Source organism: Duffyella sp. Ts4 (genome assembly GCF_051851875.1).
Lineage (GTDB): Bacteria > Pseudomonadota > Gammaproteobacteria > Enterobacterales > Enterobacteriaceae > Duffyella > Duffyella gerundensis.
The window spans coordinates 48,055-65,310 of record NZ_JBLYPN010000015.1 but is presented as its reverse complement, the minus strand read 5'-3'; the positions used below and the strand labels follow the sequence as shown (position 1 = coordinate 65,310).

At 54.9% G+C, this 17,256-nt stretch carries 15 protein-coding genes; 10 read left to right on the top strand and 5 right to left on the bottom strand.

Going from position 1 to position 17,256, the window contains the following annotated elements; genetic code table 11:
• Positions 1 to 87: 87 nt before the first annotated feature.
• From malG to malE, 3 genes are all read right to left on the bottom strand, one after another.
• Complete coding sequence (gene malG, locus ACJY2L_RS17280; RefSeq protein WP_187486446.1) at positions 88 to 978, bottom strand: maltose ABC transporter permease MalG; 891 nt, start codon at positions 976 to 978, stop codon at positions 88 to 90.
• Positions 979 to 990: 12 nt separating this feature from the next.
• Positions 991 to 2,526 (bottom strand): maltose ABC transporter permease MalF, encoded by a 1,536-nt coding sequence (gene malF, locus ACJY2L_RS17275; RefSeq protein ID WP_439214484.1) that lies wholly within the window; start codon positions 2,524 to 2,526, stop codon positions 991 to 993.
• A gap of 78 nt (positions 2,527 to 2,604) precedes the next feature.
• Positions 2,605 to 3,801 carry a maltose/maltodextrin ABC transporter substrate-binding protein MalE gene (malE, locus tag ACJY2L_RS17270; RefSeq protein WP_067434283.1) on the bottom strand — a complete coding sequence of 399 codons (1,197 nt, stop codon included), beginning with the start codon at positions 3,799 to 3,801 and terminating at the stop codon, positions 2,605 to 2,607.
• 337 nt (positions 3,802 to 4,138) lie between these two features.
• On the opposite strand from malE, the gene malK reads away from it, so the two are divergent.
• The 5 genes from malK (at position 4,139) to ubiA (ending at position 9,166) form a co-directional block, all read left to right on the top strand.
• Positions 4,139 to 5,287, top strand: coding sequence for a maltose/maltodextrin ABC transporter ATP-binding protein MalK (gene malK / locus ACJY2L_RS17265; protein WP_187486447.1), 1,149 nt, complete (start codon positions 4,139 to 4,141; stop codon positions 5,285 to 5,287).
• Positions 5,284 to 6,603: a maltoporin gene (locus ACJY2L_RS17260; protein ID WP_439214485.1), complete on the top strand. Its 1,320-nt coding sequence runs from the start codon at positions 5,284 to 5,286 to the stop codon at positions 6,601 to 6,603. The genes malK and ACJY2L_RS17260 overlap by 4 nt, the downstream gene beginning before the upstream one ends.
• An 87-nt stretch (positions 6,604 to 6,690) precedes the next feature.
• On the top strand, positions 6,691 to 7,608 hold the full coding sequence (malM, locus tag ACJY2L_RS17255) for a maltose operon protein MalM (protein WP_439214486.1): 918 nt from the start codon (positions 6,691 to 6,693) through the stop codon (positions 7,606 to 7,608).
• A gap of 144 nt (positions 7,609 to 7,752) precedes the next feature.
• Positions 7,753 to 8,277 carry a chorismate lyase gene (gene ubiC, locus ACJY2L_RS17250; RefSeq protein ID WP_439214487.1) on the top strand — a complete coding sequence of 175 codons (525 nt, stop codon included), beginning with the start codon at positions 7,753 to 7,755 and terminating at the stop codon, positions 8,275 to 8,277.
• 22 nt (positions 8,278 to 8,299) lie between these two features.
• Positions 8,300 to 9,166, top strand: coding sequence for a 4-hydroxybenzoate octaprenyltransferase (gene ubiA / locus ACJY2L_RS17245; protein ID WP_264273261.1), 867 nt, complete (start codon positions 8,300 to 8,302; stop codon positions 9,164 to 9,166).
• Positions 9,167 to 9,302: 136 nt separating this feature from the next.
• Here ubiA and plsB read toward each other — a convergent pair whose 3' ends face one another.
• Entirely contained in the window at positions 9,303 to 11,726 is a 2,424-nt protein-coding gene (gene plsB, locus ACJY2L_RS17240; protein ID WP_439214517.1) for a glycerol-3-phosphate 1-O-acyltransferase PlsB, read from the bottom strand.
• Positions 11,727 to 11,854: 128 nt separating this feature from the next.
• On the opposite strand from plsB, the gene ACJY2L_RS17235 reads away from it, so the two are divergent.
• From ACJY2L_RS17235 to ACJY2L_RS17220, 4 genes are all read left to right on the top strand, one after another.
• Entirely contained in the window at positions 11,855 to 12,238 is a 384-nt protein-coding gene (locus tag ACJY2L_RS17235; protein WP_439214488.1) for a diacylglycerol kinase, read from the top strand.
• Between the two features lie 91 nt (positions 12,239 to 12,329).
• Positions 12,330 to 12,944, top strand: coding sequence for a transcriptional repressor LexA (gene lexA, locus ACJY2L_RS17230; RefSeq protein WP_067434255.1), 615 nt, complete (start codon positions 12,330 to 12,332; stop codon positions 12,942 to 12,944).
• 131 nt (positions 12,945 to 13,075) lie between these two features.
• Entirely contained in the window at positions 13,076 to 14,398 is a 1,323-nt protein-coding gene (gene dinF / locus ACJY2L_RS17225) for an MATE family efflux transporter DinF (RefSeq protein ID WP_439214489.1), read from the top strand.
• Between the two features lie 241 nt (positions 14,399 to 14,639).
• A complete protein-coding gene (locus tag ACJY2L_RS17220) occupies positions 14,640 to 14,852 on the top strand; it encodes a CsbD family protein (protein WP_067434248.1) in 213 nt (70 codons plus the stop codon).
• 67 nt (positions 14,853 to 14,919) lie between these two features.
• Here the strand turns inward: ACJY2L_RS17220 and zur are convergent, their stop codons facing one another.
• Complete coding sequence (zur, locus tag ACJY2L_RS17215) at positions 14,920 to 15,435, bottom strand: zinc uptake transcriptional repressor Zur (RefSeq protein WP_439214490.1); 516 nt, start codon at positions 15,433 to 15,435, stop codon at positions 14,920 to 14,922.
• 449 nt (positions 15,436 to 15,884) lie between these two features.
• On the opposite strand from zur, the gene ACJY2L_RS17210 reads away from it, so the two are divergent.
• Positions 15,885 to 17,174: a conjugal transfer protein TraF gene (locus ACJY2L_RS17210; protein WP_439214491.1), complete on the top strand. Its 1,290-nt coding sequence runs from the start codon at positions 15,885 to 15,887 to the stop codon at positions 17,172 to 17,174.
• Positions 17,175 to 17,256: the final 82 nt, after the last annotated feature.

The following is a 17,256-nucleotide window of genomic DNA, read 5'->3' as shown; positions in this document are numbered from 1 at the left end:
AAAAGGCGGCCATCAAGGCCGCCTAGACACAGAGAACAGCTAATAACTAACAGTGGCAACAGCAAAAATAACAAGGACAACAGGAATTTAGCCTTTAACGCCGCCAGCGGTCAGACCGCTCACCAGCCAGCGCTGTGCCAGCAGGAACACCAGCGTAATCGGCAGGGCAGAGAGCACCGCGGCAGCGGCAAAATCACCCCATAAATAGTTTTGCGGATTGAGATACTGCTGCATCCCGACCGCCAGCGTATAGCTGTTAACGTCACGCAGCAGCAGCGACGCCACCGGCACCTCGGTCACCGCCGCAATAAACGACAGAATAAACACCACCGCCAGAATCGGCACCGACAACGGCAGCAGAATCAGGCGGAAAGCCTGCCACGGCGTGGCACCATCCAGCGCCGCCGCCTCTTCCAGCGAACCATCAATGGTTTCAAAGTAGCCTTTGATCGTCCAGACGTGCAGGGCGATGCCACCAAGATAAGCAAATACCAGCCCGGCATGGGTATTCAGCCCAAGAAACGGGATGTACTGGCCGATGCGATCAAACAGGGCATACAGCGCCACCAGTGACAGCACCGCCGGGAACATCTGGAAAATCAGCATGCCTTTTAGCAGGCTCGCCTTGCCGCGAAAGCGCAGACGGGCAAAGGCGTAGGCGCAGGTCGTGGAAAGCGCCACGATGCCCACCGCGGTCAGGGTCGCGACTTTGATCGAGTTCCACAGCCAGAGCAGCACCGGGAACGGCGGTGGCGTGACGCTGCCGTTCTCATGCGTCACCGTAAAGCCCAGCGCCAGCTTCCAGTGATCCCAGGAGATCTGATCCGGCAGCAGGCTGCCGATCGCGTAGTTTCCCGGGCGTACTGAGATCGCCACCACCATCAGCAGCGGATACATGATCAGCGCGATAAAACCGAGCAGCAGCAGATGCGTCAGCGCCAGCCGTACTTTTTGCGTGCGGGGTTGCACAATCGCCATGAATCGAACTCCTTAATCAAATTTCATGCGGGTGGCTTTCAGGTTGAGCAGCGCCAGGCCACCGACCAGAAGGAAGATCAGCGTGGCAATCGCCGCCGCCAGGCCGAAATCTTGTCCGCCGCCGCCTTCAAACGCGATGCGCCAGGTGTAGCTCACCAGCAGATCGGTATAGCCTGCCGGCGTGGTGGTGCCGATGCGATCCGGGCCGCCGTTGGTCAACAGCTGAATCAGCACGAAGTTATTAAAGTTAAACGCGAAGCTGGCAATCATCAGCGGCGTGAGCGGCTTCAACAGCAGCGGTAGCGTAATACGAAAGAAGTTCTGCGTGGGCGTCGCGCCATCCAGCGCCGAGGCTTCGTAAAGGTCGTCAGGAATCGCCTTCAGCAGGCCCATACAGAGGATCATCATGTAGGGATAACCGAGCCAGCTATTGACGATGATTAGCATCAGCCGCGCCAGCGTGGGATCGCTGAACCAGCCCGGTTTAATACCAAACAGGCTCTCCAGAATCAGGTTAATCTCGCCGAAGCTCTGATTAAACAAGCCCTTGAAAATCAGAATGGAGATAAACGCTGGCACCGCATAAGGCAGAATCAGCAGTAAACGGTAAGTAGCGCGGCCACGCAGCGCTTCCCACTGCATCAGACAGGCCAGCACCATGCCGACGGCAACGGTTAACAGCACGCTGATGGCGGAGAAGAATACCGTCCAGAGAAAGATAGCGAAGAACGGCTTCTGGATACCCTGATCGGTAAAGACGCGCAGGAAGTTTTTCCAGCCAACGGTGACGGTAAAGCCGGGACTGAGCTTGTCGCTGTTCCACTGGTCGGCACTGTTTTTGGTCTGGTAGAAGCCGGTATCGTGATTCGGCCACCACACCTGATGGGTTTCGCGATCGGTTAACTGCTGACGATCGCCCACCTGATAACGCGGCTGGGTAGCGGCAAACTGACGCAGCGAACTCATGCGCAGCTGGCTACCGTCGGGCAGACGGGCGGTGATCTGGCTAAGCGCCTGGCGATTTTGCGTAATGGCACGCAGCTTTGCTGAGGCGGCCGCGGGCAGGGCGGTGGCAGGTTGCAGCGTCAGCGTCTGTTCACCCGCGCCAAACGCGAAGGGGGCGGAAAGAAAGCGCTGGCCGTCGCCGCTCTCAAGCAGCAGCTGCCACTTCTCTTCCGCCGGATAGAGACTGAAGTTATAGCGCAGATCGGACTGGAACTGGCGATCGAGCAGCACCTGCTGCGCCCGTTCAAACGAGAGTTGGTTGCTGCTGCTGTAGTTGGTAAAAGCGATGCCGATAGTACAGGCGAGCGGAAAAAGCACAAACAGGCCCATGCCAGCGAGCCCCGGCCAGACATAACGCCAGGCGGAGGCGCGACGCTGGGCAAAAATCGCCAGGCCGGAACCGAGCAGCAGCAGCGTTAAAATAGCGAACAGGTATTCACCCTGCACATACATCAAAACGATCAAATACGCAGCCAGCAGGGCGCTGGCAGCAAGGGCCAACCACTTCAGGGCATCATGCGGCGACCAGGCAGTTTTGGTCATGAAAAGTTCCTTGAGCGGCACGTAGCCGAAATAGTGTGTTAGCGGGCGCCGGTTTTTGCCCGAAGCCCGCCCTGTCCGTTACTTCGTCAGGCGTTTTTGCGCATCGTCCAGCGCGGCTTTTACGCTCTGGCGATGGTTAATGGCGTTCAACACCGCGTTACGCTCGGCATACCAGAAAGCGGCCATTTGCGGCACGTTCGGCATCACTTCGCCTTTCTGCGAGTTTTCCATGGTGGCGGCAATTTTCTCATCCTTCGCCAGCTTCTCCTGGTAGGATTTCAGCGCAACTGCGCCTAACGGCTTGTCAGAGTTGACTTTTTCCAGGCCCGCTTCGGTGATCAGATAGTTTTCAATGAACTCTTTCGCCAGCTCTTTGTTCGGGCTGGCGGCGTTGATGCCCGCGCTCAGCACGCCAACAAACGGCTTCGACGGCTTGCCTTTAAAGGTTGGCAGCAGCGTCACGCCATAATTCACTTTGGCGCTGTCGATGTTGCTCCACGCCCACGGCCCATTAATGGTCATCGCCGTTTCGCCTTTATTGAAGGCGGCTTCAGCAATGGCGTAATCGGTATCCGCGTTCAGGTGCTTGTTTTTGATCAGGTCGACCAGGAATTGCAGGCCCGCCTGAGAACCCGCATTGGCGACGCCAACATCTTTGAGGTTATAGCTGCCGTCAGCCTGTTTTTTGAAGGCGTAGCCGCCATCGGCTGCGGTAATCGGCCAGGTGAAGTAGGGTTCCTGCAGGTTAAACATAATGGCGCTCTTGCCTTTGGCGCGCATCTGTTTGTCCAGTGCTGGGATCTCTTCCCAGGTTTTTGGCGGGTTTGGCAGCAGATCTTTGTTGTAAATCAGCGACAGCGCCTCGGCGGCGATCGGGTAACCAATCAGCTTGCCGTTGAAGCGTACCGCGTCCCACGTGAAGGGATAGAGTTTGTCCTGAAACGCTTTGTCCGGCGTCACTTCTGCCAGCAAGCCCGACTGCGCATAGCCGCCAAAGCGGTCATGTGCCCAGAGAATGATGTCCGGGCCGTCGCCGGTTGCCGCTACCTGAGGATATTTCTCTTCCAGCTTATCAGGATGCTCCACGGTGACTTTGATGCCGGTGTCCTTCTCAAACTGCTTACCGACTTCGGCCAGGCCGTTATAGCCTTTATCGCCGTTGATCCAGATGACCAGCTTGCCTTCTTCGATTTTCGCCAGCGCAGCAGCGGGCATCAGCGCGGCGGAAACCGCAACGGCGATAACAGCATGGCAAGCAAATTTGAACTTTGACATATCCCTTTCCTCTAAGTGTGAGCGGTTGTCGTAACGCAGGCAGTCTGCACAGAACGCCATGCGGGCTCATCATCCCCACCTCTACGCCCTGCCCGGCAGAAGTGTGATCGCCACAACTAATCCCCCTGTTTTTGCCTGCCAGCGCACACAAAACTCCCCCTTTTTTTGCCTTGTCGATCACGAAATTCTGCCGGTGGCCCCGTGCGTCACCCTTTTTCTGCGCGGCTCATCCTCCCGTCTCCTCCCCCGTAAAAAAAAGCAGGGCGGAGGAGTTGGAAGCTGCCGCTTTGCCACAGACTGCCTGCCATTGAATAAGCGCTGAACAAGAGGAAGCGGGATGGCAAGCGTGGTGCTGAAGGATGTCACCAAAGCCTGGGGCGATGTTGTGGTCTCTCGGGATATCAATCTGACCATCGCTGAGGGCGAATTCGTGGTGTTTGTCGGGCCATCAGGCTGCGGCAAGTCAACGCTGTTACGCATGATTGCCGGGCTGGAGGAGATTACCTCAGGCGAGTTACTGATCGGCGATCGACGGATGAACGAGGTGCCTCCGGCTGGCCGTGGCGTCGGCATGGTGTTTCAGTCCTATGCGCTTTATCCCCATCTGAACGTGGCCGAAAACATGTCGTTTGGCCTCAAGCTTGCCGGTAAGGCTAAGGGCGATATTGAGCAGCGTGTGAGCCAGGTTGCCGACGTGCTGCAGCTCGGCCATCTGCTTGATCGTTTGCCGAAGGCGCTCTCCGGTGGCCAGCGTCAGCGCGTGGCGATTGGCCGTACGCTGGTGGCGGAGCCGGGGGTTTTCTTGCTCGATGAGCCGTTATCTAACCTCGATGCTTCGCTGCGTGTCCAGATGCGTATTGAGATTTCCCGTCTGCATAAGCGCCTGCAGCGCACGATGATTTACGTCACCCACGATCAGGTCGAAGCGATGACGCTGGCGGACAAAATTGTGGTGCTGGAAGGCGGTCATATTGCGCAGGTCGGCAAGCCGCTGGAACTGTATCACTATCCGGCGAACCGCTTTGTGGCCGGGTTTATCGGCTCACCCAAAATGAATTTCCTGCCGGTAAAAGTGACGGCAACCGCCATCGATCAGGTGCAGGTGGAATTACCGAATCATCAACAGGTGTGGCTGCCGGTCGATAGCACCGATGTGCTGCCGGGTAGCAATATGTCACTCGGCATTCGCCCCGAACATCTGCAACCGAGCGACGTCGCTGACGTCACGCTCTCCGGCACCGTTCAGGTGGTGGAACAGCTCGGCCACGAAACACAAATCCATATCCAAATTCCTGCGCTGCGTCAGAACCTGGTATACCGCCAGAACGATGTGGTGCTGGTAGAAGAAGGTGCCCATTACGCCATCGGCCTGCCGCCGCAACGCTGCCATCTGTTTCGTGAAGATGGGCGCGCCTGCCGCCGGTTACATCAAGAGCCGGGTGTGGATGCAAGCACATCATTACATATAACAGGAGAACATCGATGATTATGCTGCGCAAATACCCTCTGGCCGTGGCAGTGGCCGCAGCGGTCATGGCTTCCCAGGCGGGAGCTGTGGATTTCAAAGGTTACGCTCGTTCCGGCATTGGCTGGACCGGCAGCGGCGGTGAGCAACAGTGTTTCCAGGCGACCGGCGCCAACAGTAAATACCGTCTGGGTAACGAATGCGATACCTATGCGGAAATCCAGCTCGGACAGGAAGTGTGGAAAGAGGGCGAGAAGAGCTTTTACGTCGACACCATGATCGGTTACGGCGTCTCGCAGCAGAACGACTATGAAGAAGATTCTCCGGCGGTACGTCAGATGAACGTGGTCGGTAAAAACCTGTTTGATGCCTTGCCAGGCGCCAATATCTGGGCAGGTAAGCGCTACTACAAACGTCACGACGTGCACATGATCGACTTCTACTACTGGGACGTTTCAGGTCCTGGTGGCGGCCTGGAAGATATCGATCTTGGTTTCGGTAAGCTCTCTTTTGCCGTAACGCGTAACACCGAAGCGGGTGGTTCATCCTCCTTTATGGCAGGCAATACCCGTGGCGAATCCAAAGATCGCGCCAACGATATTTTTGATGTGCGTCTCGGCGGCATGCAAACCAACCCAGGCGGCTCGCTGGAACTCGGCTTCGACTACGGCAAAGCCAACGACACCGACGGCTTCCGCCAAACTGATCCGGACGCTTCGGACGACGGCTGGATGGCCACCCTTGAGCACACGCAGACCTTCGGCGCGGATACCAGCCTGAACAAATTTGTGGTGCAGTACGCCACCGATGCGATGACAGAAAACCGTAATGGTCGCCCAAATACTGCGCAGAATAACAATGGATCGATGATTCGCGTGATTGACCACGGTGCCATCGACTTCAATGATACCTGGAGCCTGATGTACGTTGGTATGTATCAGGATGTCGACCGCGACAACAACAACGGCACCACCTGGTATACCATCGGTGCTCGTCCGATGTACAAATGGACGCCAATCATGAGCACGCTGTTAGAAGCAGGCTACGACAACGTGAAGAGCCAGCGCACCGGCGATCGCAACAACCAGTACAAGGTCACGCTGGCACAGCAGTGGCAGGCTGGCGACAGCATCTGGTCACGTCCGGCTATCCGCCTGTTTGCAACCTATGCGAAATGGGATGAGAAATGGGGTTACTCCTCTTCTACCGCAGGCAATGACAACTTTGTTGCCGGCTCGCCGAATGCTACCGCCTTCAGCGACACCAGCGCGCGTACCTTCAGCCGCGGCGACAACGATGAAGTCTCCTTTGGTATTCAGATGGAAGCCTGGTGGTAAGCAAAGCGCTTTACCCCTGAGTTAGCGATCTCTTTTGGCCCACCTCCTATTGCCCGCGGAGGTGGGCCCAGATCTGAGGATAATATAATGAAAAAGCAACTACTTGCGCTCTGCCTGTTTCCGGTCCTGAGTTACGGCCTGCTGCCTGCCAGCATTGCCGCTACCACCACCATCAACCCGCTTAACGTCGCGACGGCACCTGCCATCCCGGCCGCATCTTTACAACGTCTCTCATGGTTGCCGATCTCCCTGCCTGCCTCGCAGGAGATTGTGCTGAACACCTCTTCGCTGAGCCTGAATCAGGGGGATATCAGCGGACCCGTGGCGGCGATTGAACTGCCTGCCGATCAGGGCTCGTTAGAGGTAAACCTCTCCAGCCTGATGAAGAATCGCGAGGTTTACGCGCCAAACGTGCTGGTGCTGGATAATCATATGCAGCCCGCGGCCTTCTTCCCGAGCAGCTATTTCAGCTACCAGAAGCCGGGATTATCCTCCGGTAACCGCCTGGAAGGCACCATGAAGCTGACGCCGGTGCCGGGACAGCAGAAAATCTACCTGCTGATCTACACCACTACGCGTGATCTGGCGCAGACTTCAACCATGATCAACCCGGCCAAGCTGTACGCCGAAGGGGCCAATAACGCCATTCCGGATGTGCCGGACATTACCGTGCGTCACACCTCAACCGGCACGCTGAACCTCAAGGTGAAAAGTGAGCAGAACAGCGGCAACATTATGATTGGCCGTCTGTTTGGCAATAACGATCCTAAGCCGGTTAGCGTAGGCCAGCAGCCCGCCGCCCAGCCGATGACGCCAGCACCGGCCCCGGCCGCCAAAGCGGAGCCGATGCTGAACGACACCGAAAGCTATTTTAACAACGGCATCCGTCAGGCAGTCAAAGCGGGTGATATCGATAAGGCGCTGAAGCTGATGAACGAGGCTGAGCGTCTTGGTTCCTCCTCAGCGCGCGCAACCTTTGTCAGCAGCGTGAAAGGCAAGGGATAACATCCCCGCGTTGCTGAGTTGGCAACAGTTGGTGCGCTTCTGGCGCACCTTTTTTACCCCTCCGGCAGCAATTTTTCTCTGGTGGCGTGTTCTGTCACATCCTCTGCGCTACACTGTGTCTCCTCTTTTTTACGGAGATGCCGTATGTCGGATCACGCGCTCCAACGTTTACGTGCGCTAACCTGGTTACCCCCTTCCTCGCCCGAGCTGAGTGCGCCTTTGCTTGACTGGCTGATGGAAGAAGACTCCATGACCCGTCGTTTTGAACGCCATTGCCAGCAGGTCACCGTGCAACCGGTACGCGAAGGGTTTATCACCGCCGCCGAAGCCGGGGAAGAGGCGGCGATGCTGCCTGCGGATGCACGCTTCTGGTTACGCGAAATTATCCTCTATGGCGACAATCAGCCGTGGCTGGCTGGCCGCACGCTGGTGCCGGAAAGCACATTGAGCGGCCCGGAAATGTTGCTGCAAACGCTGGGCTCGCGCCCACTTGGACGTTATCTTTTCTCCTCGTCGACTTTAACCCGTGATTTTATTGAGCCTGGCCAGGTCGACGGACTGTGGGGAAGGCGTTCACGTCTGCGTTTATCCGGTAAGCCGCTGCTGTTAACCGAGCTGTTTTTGCCCGCGTCGCCGCTTTATGGCGATCATCAACAGGGAAATGATTAGGTTGGAAAAGACGTTGCCAAAGATGAGTAAAATGCAGGCGTACTGCCGTCTGATGCGTATTGATAAACCCATTGGCGCACTGCTGCTGCTCTGGCCAACGCTATGGGCGCTGTGGCTGGCGCAGGTTACCGTACCGCCGGCCCAGGTGCTGATTGTGTTTGTGCTGGGTGTGTTCTTTATGCGTGCGGCGGGCTGTGTGATCAACGATTATGCCGATCGCAAAATCGACGGCCATGTGAAGCGTACGCAGTCGCGTCCATTGGCCAGCGGTGCGGTCAGCGAAAAAGAGGCTAAATGGCTGTTTGTCATCCTCGGCCTGATCTCGTTTGCGCTGGTGTTAACCATGAACCTGATGACCATTCTGTTGTCACTTGGTGGACTGGCGCTGGCGTGGGTCTATCCGTTTATGAAGCGCTATACCCATCTGCCTCAGGTGGTGCTGGGGGCAGCCTTTGGCTGGTCGATTCCGATGGCATGGGCGGCGGTGAGCGAATCGGTTCCGCTGGTGTGTTGGCTGCTATTTTTTGCCAATCTGGCGTGGACGGTGGCTTACGATACGCAATATGCCATGGTCGATCGTGACGATGACCTGAAGATCGGCGTTAAATCGACGGCAATCCTCTTTGGCCGTTTCGACAAGCTGATCATCGGCCTGCTTCAGCTGTTGACGCTGGGACTGCTGGTGGTGGTTGGACTGATGCTGCAACTCAACGCGTGGTTTTACTGGTCGTTGCTGGCTGCTGCTGCGCTATTTGTTTATCAACAGCGGCTGATTGCCTTTCGCGAGCGCGACGCCTGCTTCCGTGGCTTCCTGAATAATAACTATGTAGGCCTGGTGATTTTTCTCGGCATCGCGCTTAACGCGCCGCCGTTTATCGATCTGTTCTAACGCTGTTCAGCGACAAAAAAAGAGCGGGCCACAAACGGCCCGCTTTTTTTGTCATGCTGATTGACGGCTGGGTGCTGATCACCGCAAGCAATTATGGCAACGCGTAACAACAAAAGGTCACAGGTCGCCGCATGGTCTAGTTGTGGGCTACGGCATTCTCAATGGTCATCCGCACATCGTTGGTCACCAGATCGGCCAGAATCATGTAGGTCTGATGCGTCTGTTCAATCTGCGCATCGCCGCTGTCGCTGATATAGCCCTCATCACGCAGCGTCAGCACCAGCGTTGAAAACACCGCTTTATCAAAGAACTCCGGCGCGTTGATGCCATGCAGCACCGACAGGCGCTGTGCCAGCGTGCGGCTCTCTTTCTCCAGCGAACCGCGGTTAATGGCCGGGTTAGCGCTGAGAATTGAGAACGTAATGGCATAACGCTGCAAGGTTTCACGCACGCCCGCTGCCAGCAGCTGTAAGGTACGGAAACGGCCCGCGCTGAGGCGAATGGCATCCTCTTCCAGAATAATCAGCCCCTGCCGTGCCATTTCAGCGCAGAGATCCTGCACCACCGGCGCCAGCTCATCCTGTTCCCAGCGCAGGAAAAGTTCGGTTTTCAACATCGGGTAGATCAGCTGGATCTGGCGCAGCAGTTCCTGGCGCGTCAGATGCTGATGCTGCTGAATAATCGCGGCAATCAGCGCAGGCATGACCAGCATGTGATGCACATTGTTGCGGTAATAGGTCATCAACACCGCCTGCTCACGCGGCAGAATGATGATGTCGCCAATGTTATCCTGCTCGATCTCAAACTTATTCATGCTCAGCGCATGAGCCAGCAGCTCGTCAGGCGTCATCGGCGGCACGGTTGAGTCAGTTGAGTAAGGCACGTTACGCAACAGCTGGGTATAGCAGTCGAGCTGTTCAAGCAGCTGTTCGCGGGTCAGTGAGCGCTGACGCGACGCCAGCAGCGCGGTAACGCACAGGTTCATCGCATTCGCGGCACCGGCGTTGTTGATGCGCACCATGACCTTCTGGGCAATATCGTTCACGGTTGGCGTCAGCCAGCTTGGACGTTGCGCTTCGATCGGATCGATAGAATCGCGCCATTCCGGTACCTGATTGTTGAGATAGGTGATCAATGGCAGCGGTTCACCAAAGTTCACGTAGCCCTGGCCGAGATTGCGCAGCTTGCGCAGGCCCTGCAGCATCTGCATAAAGCCTTCTTTCTCTTTTGCCGCACCGCGCAGTTCTTTGGCGTAGGTGCCCACTTCGATAACGTGCTCATAGCCGATATAGATAGGCACCAGCGTGATAGGGCGGTTGCCGCCGCGCAGCATCGCCTGAATGGTCATCGCCAGCGTGCCGGTTTTGGGATCGAGCAATCGGCCGGTGCGTGAGCGTCCGCCCTCGACAAAATATTCCACCGAGTAGCCGCGGGTAAACAGCTCGCCCAGATATTCACGGAATACCGTGGCGTAGAGCTTATTGCCCTTAAAGGTACGACGAATAAAGAAAGCGCCCAGGCGACGGAAAATCGGCCCGGCTGGCCAGAAGTTAAGATTGATGCCTGCGGCGATATGCGGCGGCACCAGTCCCTGATGATAAAGCACATAGGAGAGCAGCAGATAATCCATGTGACTGCGATGGCAAGGCACATATACGATTTCATGGCCATCCTGCGCCAGCTGGCGCACGCGTTCGCCGCCGTTAACGTTGATGCCCTGATAAAGTTTGCTCCACGTCCAGCCCATGACGCGGTCGGTTACCCGAATCGCTTCATAGGAGAAGTTAGCAGCAATCTCTTCCATCAGCTCAATGGCATTTTGCTGCGCTTTTTCATGAGAGACTTTTTTGCTGCGCGCTTCATCTTCAACCGCTTTGGCTATCGCTTTCGACTGCAGCAGCTTGTTGAAGAGGTCCTGACGAGCGGGCAGGCTTGGACCCACCGCCGCATGACGCTGGCGAGCAAAGTGAATGCGTGCCAGTCGCGCCAGTTTTTGCGCAATGCGCTTGTCGGTGCCGTGCTCGGTTGCCATGCGGCGTAACGAGACCATCGGCGAGAAACGCACGAAGCTGTCGCGGCCCAGCCAGGAGACGGCAAAGAATTTCTGTACGCCGTTGAGATCGCGCAGATGGGGACGGGGTTCGCCCTGAATTTCCCGGCCCGGCGCACGGCCAAACATCACCGACACCGGCACCATCTGCACATCAAGGTGCGGATTGCTGCGGTGCAGGTCGAGATAATCATGGAATATTTTAACGGATTGCACACTGGGCGCGTAATAGGGGAAAACGCGCGGGCCGTCATAGATAAAGACGTGCCGTGGTAGCAACATGCCGTCAATTTCCAACGGTTCCAGCGGATCGGGCAGATCCTGCTTGCGACACTGCGTGCGTAATGCCAGCAGGTCAGCCTTTGAATCATAGGGTAATACATACATAATAGGACGCGATGTATCCAACCCTAATTCAGCCACAGGCTCGGCAGGAATAGCCTTGCTTTTCACCAGAAATGAAAGCGGTATGTTCAACAACTTATAGTAAAGGTTACGCCAACCTGACATAGACAACATGAAGCCTCTTGTTAGCAAAGCGCCGCAAGCATAGCAGAAAGCGCAGCGAAGATCTGTGGTGTTGCAATTCGTGCGCCACCCTGACATTGACGTTAATTATTTAAAAGGGTTCCACCGGCATGGCAAATAACATTACTGGAATCAAACGTATCGTGAATGCGGCAGGCTATTCATGGAAAGGCATCAAGGCCGCATGGCAACACGAAGCGGCTTTTCGTCAGGAAGCCGTTGCGGGTCTGATTGCGATCGCCATCGCCTGTTTGCTGGAGGTCGATGCCATCACGCGCGTCCTGCTCATTGGGTCGGTTATGCTGGTGATCATTGTTGAAATTCTTAATAGCGCCATTGAATCCGTAGTGGATCGTATTGGCAGCGAATTTCATGCGCTTTCAGGTCGGGCGAAAGACATGGGTTCCGCGGCCGTGCTGCTAACGATTTTACTGGCTGTTTTTATTTGGGTAATGCTGCTTTGGCCTCATTTGCGCAATGTTTTCCAAAATTAGTTAAATAGCTATTTTTTACACAATTATAAGTTTGCAAGCAGGATATACCTGTATATACTCACAGCGACTGTATAAACAACCAGGGGGCGAAATGAAAGCATTAACAGCACGGCAGCAGCAGGTCTATGACCTGATTCGCGACCATATCAATCAAAGTGGTATGCCACCAACGCGTGCTGAAATTGCGTCCCAGCTTGGGTTTCGTTCGCCGAATGCGGCTGAAGAGCATTTGAAAGCATTAGCGCGTAAAGGCGTGATTGAAATTATCTCTGGCGCCTCGCGCGGCATTCGGTTGCTGATGGAAGAAGAGAGCAGCGAAGGCCTGCCATTGATTGGTCGGGTTGCCGCGGGCGAGCCGATTATGGCGCAGGAGCACATCGAAGGGCGTTATCAGCTTGATCCTAACCTGTTCAAGCCAAGCGCAGATTTCCTGCTGCGCGTGACCGGCATGTCGATGAAAGATATTGGGATTATGGATGGCGATCTGTTAGCCGTGCATAAAACTCAGGATGTGCGTAATGGCCAGGTGGTCGTGGCGCGCATTGATGATGAAGTGACCGTGAAACGTTTGAAGAAACAGGGCAACACCGTACAGCTGCTGCCAGAAAACAACGATTTTCAGCCTATCGTTATCGATCTGAGAGAACAAACGCTCACGATTGAAGGGCTGGCCGTTGGCGTTATTCGTAACGGCCAATGGTCCTGATTCTGACTCTCAGAATCCGTTAACGCGATTACAGTCATAATGATGCGGCCATGCAGTAATGCGGCCGCATCTGCGCTCTCATTACCCTTTCGCTTTTTTGTCTGCTGCGCCCATGGATGATAAACACGTCAATGCGCTTTTTTACCGCAACTGATAAAAACCTCTGGCGGCTCGCTCTGCCAATGATCCTCTCTAATATCACCGTGCCGCTGCTGGGTTTGGTGGATACCGCTGTTATTGGCCATCTCGATAGCCCGATTTTTCTCGGCGGCGTTGCGGTTGGCACCACGTTAACCAGCTTTGTCTTAATGCTGCTGCTCTTTTTGCGGATGAGCACCACCGGTCTGACCGCTCAGGCATATGGTGCCAGTGATAAACCGGCACTGGCGCGCGCGTTGGTACAGCCGTTGCTGATGGCGCTGGTTGCCGGAATTATTCTGGTCCTGCTGCGCGAGCCGATTACCCATGTTGCCATGCAAATTGTCGGCGGTGACCCTGCGGTGCAGCAGCAGGCGGCGCTGTTTATGCATATTCGCTGGCTGAGTGCGCCCGCGATGCTGGCCAATCTGGTTATCCTCGGCTGGCTGCTGGGCGTGCAATATGCACGTGCGCCGGTGATCCTGCTGGTGGTGGGCAATCTGGTGAATATCCTGCTGGATCTGTGGCTGGTGCTCGGGTTGGATTACGGTGTGGCGGGAGCCGCAACGGCGACGGCCGTGGCTGAGTATCTTACCTTTCTGGTCGGGCTGGGTATGGTCTGGCATGTCGCCCGGCTGCGCGGTCTGCGCTGGCAATGGCTCAAAGCGGGCTGGCGCGGCGACATCAGCCGCTTGTTACGCTTGAATCGCGATATCCTGCTGCGTTCACTGCTGCTACAACTCTGCTTCGCCTCCCTGACTATTCTTGCTGCGCGGCTCGGCCCGGAAATCGTGGCAACTAACGCTATTTTGCTAATGTTCATCACTTTTACCGCCTACGCGCTCGATGGCTTTGCCTATGCGGTTGAGGCCTATTCCGGCGAAGCGTGTGGAGCCAGAGATAGCCGACAACTGATGGCGGTTTGGCAGGCATCCTGTCGGCAGGCTGGACTGGTAGCGTTGGTTTTCGCCGTTATTTATGCCCTCGCTGGCAATGCCATTATCAACATGCTGACGTCACTGGCATCCCTGCGCGAGTTGGCCGGACACTATCTTATCTGGCAGGTCGTTATGCCTCTGGCCGGAGTCTGGTGTTATCTATTGGACGGGATGTTTATCGGGGCGACGCGCGGTCGTGAGATGCGTAACAGCATGGCAGTCGCTGCTGCCGGTTATGGCCTGACGCTGTGCACATTACACTGGCTTGGCAACCACGGTTTATGGCTGGCGATGACCGTATTCCTGCTATTGCGTGGTGTCAGCCTGTGGCTAATCTGGCACAAACACTGGCAGAAAGGCAGCTGGATCCCTTCCTGAAATATTTTGACATATTTCAGCGGCATATATTAACTAACTGATTAAATGTCATTTTTCTCAGTCAGCTATTCATTACTTTGCGCAAAAAACCTTCCTTTACAAACCAAACGGCAAACTCACGGCTTTCAGCTACAATTAACCTTATGAAACGCAATTAAGCAGCGTTTTATCCCGTTTTCTTTAGCTATTGCATAAGTAAACGCTAATTTTCAGCTGTAGAACCTAAGTCGAGGGCACTATTATGAATAAAGATGAAGCCAGCGGTAACTGGAAACAGTTCAAAGGGAAAATGAAAGAAAAATGGGGCAAGCTGACCGATGACGACATGACCGTCGTTGAAGGTAAACGCGATCAGCTGGTCGGCAAGATTCAGGAAAAATATGGTTATGCGAAGGATGAAGCTGAGAAAGAAGTTTCAACCTGGGAAAGCGAGAACAAAGATTATCGCTGGTAAGCCATCAATCATTTCAGGATGATGCTCCTACCCTGGCACACGGATGTGCCTCTCCTCTAAATATTCTCTACCTTCCGCGTTTTTTACTCACCACTGAATGATCGTGATCGCACGCTTCAGGACGCACGCAGGATTCCACTTCCGCACAGTTCGTACACAGCCCATGCGCTTCAATCACGCTATGATGCAGCGTAAATCCCGTCGCTTCAGACAGTTCCTCAATAGTCTTTTCCACGCCGTGTGCATGCTTCTCGCTGACTGATGCACAACGATCGCAAATCAGCATCACCGACGTATGCTTCGGATGATCAAAATGATGGCATACCAGATAGCTGTTGGTTGATTCCACACGGTGAATGAAACCCTGCTCCAGTAAAAAATCCAGCGCACGATAAATAGTAGGCGGCTTGGCCTGAGGCTCGCTGATGCGTAGTTGATCCAGCAGATCATAGGCGCTGATAGCGCCGTTTTGTTCGCTCATCAGGCGCAACACTTCCAGCCGCTGCGGCGTCAGTCGCACACTCCGTTGTTGGCACAATTTTTCCGCCTGCGAAAGAATTTGCTCTGTTACCGAGGTGTTCATGTGGGTTCTCCGCTAATAATGACTTGTTATGTTATCACAACACGGCATTAAAGCCGACGGAGAGAATCTGCCTGGCAGACCGTCATTTTTTTACCATATTCTCTGGTTATAAATGGTATCAACGGTCAGATGCGCTGCAATCGTTAATTTGGCTACACAGATTCCCTTATGGTAAACCCGCTGAGCACCGCTGTAGCTGCCAAATTTATGATTTGCATGCTTAAAAAGATCACGCTAATGTTCAGTCCAGCTAACGCAACGCCAGCAGAACAGGCTCAAACAGAAGATTAGCTAATCAATAATAATCGAAGTGGTTGATAATTAAGCAATCACTCGAACAACCCTACTGATTGCCCTGAATTCACAGCAATAAAAAACCGTCCTGAGCGCATGATGCCATCAGGAAAAAATCCGTTTATTCTCTTTTTTATGCAGGTGGTAGCAGGTCAATGAAAAAATTTTCTGGTTCTCAAATCAGGTTTTGCCGCGTAGCGCTTCTCAATGCCTTAATTTGTGTTCCGTTTACGACATTAGCGGCCAGCAACTATTTCGATGCCCGTAACGATGCCATGGGTGGCACAGGCGTTGCCTCATCAAACTGGGGAACGGCGGCACTGGCTAACCCGGCGTTAATGACCAAAGCGCCGGTTGAATCACACGTTGACATCATCCTGCCTTCGGCTGGTGTGCAGATCAGCGATAAAGATAAAATGGTTGATAAGATTGATGACGTGGTGGATACCGTTGACCGTTATCAGGACGTTATCAACAGTCTGCCGACTACCAGTTTCACCACACGACCTACCCTGGCAAGTCTTGCCGAGCTTCAACGCCTCAATGCGCAGGTGCGGGTTGCCGCTGGCGATATGGCGGACAAGCTGCGCGATCTGCGCAACAATAAGTCGCAGGGCAAAGCGGGTGCCGCGCTGGCAGTGACGGTGCCTAACGAGACGCTGCCGTTCGCCTTTGTTGCTAAAGGGTATGGCACCGTTAGCCTCAGTACCGATGTGAATCAGGGTGATATCGATTATTTGCAGCAGATTGCTGACGGCAAGCGCTTTCCTGTTCGCGGCGATGAAGACCGTCTGACTTCCAGTGCCACTGGCCTGGCCGCGATCGTAGCCGATTACGGTATCGCCATGGCGCATCAGTTTGACGTAGCAGGCCATCCGGTTTCTGTGGGCGTCACGCCAAAAATTCAGCAGTCCTGGCTGTTTAACTACAAGGCCGCGGTTTATACCTACGATAAAGATGACGTGACCAACAATCAGTATCGTAAAGACGACACCGGTTTCAACGTTGACGCCGGTATTGCCACCGACGTGGGCGAAAACTGGACGCTGGGCCTCAGCGCGCAGAACCTGATTGCACGCGATATTGAGACCAAAGAAGTCAACGGCTTTAAAGATACCTATCAAATCCGTCCGCTGGTAACCGGGGGTGTGTCATGGCACACCGACCGTCTGACCACCGCTTTTGATGTTGATATGACGCCGACCAAAGGATTTAAAACCGAAGGTGACAGTCAGTATGCTGGCGTGGGTGCGGAATATCGCCTGTTTGACTGGCTGCAGCTGCGTGGCGGTTACCGTGCTGATATGAAATCAAACGACAAAAATGTCGTGACCGGCGGTTTTGGCCTGTCGCCATTTAACAATAGTGTCCATCTCGATCTGGCCGGTTCGGCGGGCGAAGACAAGACCTGGGGCGCAATGGCGAAGATCGGTTTCACCTTCTGATGTGCATAGCGTGATGATACTGACAGAGCGGGGCCATCGTTGGGTGGCCCCGTTTTTTATGTTATGATCGCGCACATTATCA

What these genes read in the sequence shown, in the direction of transcription:
- malM (WP_439214486.1), top strand. Translation starts at nt 6,691, where the DNA reads ATGAAAAAGCAACTACTTGCGCTCTGCCTGTTTCCGGTCCTGAGTTAC.
- malG (WP_187486446.1), bottom strand. Translation starts at nt 978, where the DNA reads ATGGCGATTGTGCAACCCCGCACGCAAAAAGTACGGCTGGCGCTGACG.
- malF (WP_439214484.1), bottom strand. Translation starts at nt 2,526, where the DNA reads ATGACCAAAACTGCCTGGTCGCCGCATGATGCCCTGAAGTGGTTGGCC.
- ACJY2L_RS17260 (WP_439214485.1), top strand. Translation starts at nt 5,284, where the DNA reads ATGATTATGCTGCGCAAATACCCTCTGGCCGTGGCAGTGGCCGCAGCG.
- ACJY2L_RS17235 (WP_439214488.1), top strand. Translation starts at nt 11,855, where the DNA reads ATGGCAAATAACATTACTGGAATCAAACGTATCGTGAATGCGGCAGGC.
- plsB (WP_439214517.1), bottom strand. Translation starts at nt 11,726, where the DNA reads ATGTCAGGTTGGCGTAACCTTTACTATAAGTTGTTGAACATACCGCTT.
- malE (WP_067434283.1), bottom strand. Translation starts at nt 3,801, where the DNA reads ATGTCAAAGTTCAAATTTGCTTGCCATGCTGTTATCGCCGTTGCGGTT.
- ACJY2L_RS17220 (WP_067434248.1), top strand. Translation starts at nt 14,640, where the DNA reads ATGAATAAAGATGAAGCCAGCGGTAACTGGAAACAGTTCAAAGGGAAA.
- ubiA (WP_264273261.1), top strand. Translation starts at nt 8,300, where the DNA reads ATGAGTAAAATGCAGGCGTACTGCCGTCTGATGCGTATTGATAAACCC.
- ubiC (WP_439214487.1), top strand. Translation starts at nt 7,753, where the DNA reads ATGTCGGATCACGCGCTCCAACGTTTACGTGCGCTAACCTGGTTACCC.
- zur (WP_439214490.1), bottom strand. Translation starts at nt 15,435, where the DNA reads ATGAACACCTCGGTAACAGAGCAAATTCTTTCGCAGGCGGAAAAATTG.
- malK (WP_187486447.1), top strand. Translation starts at nt 4,139, where the DNA reads ATGGCAAGCGTGGTGCTGAAGGATGTCACCAAAGCCTGGGGCGATGTT.
- ACJY2L_RS17210 (WP_439214491.1), top strand. Translation starts at nt 15,885, where the DNA reads ATGAAAAAATTTTCTGGTTCTCAAATCAGGTTTTGCCGCGTAGCGCTT.
- dinF (WP_439214489.1), top strand. Translation starts at nt 13,076, where the DNA reads ATGCGCTTTTTTACCGCAACTGATAAAAACCTCTGGCGGCTCGCTCTG.
- lexA (WP_067434255.1), top strand. Translation starts at nt 12,330, where the DNA reads ATGAAAGCATTAACAGCACGGCAGCAGCAGGTCTATGACCTGATTCGC.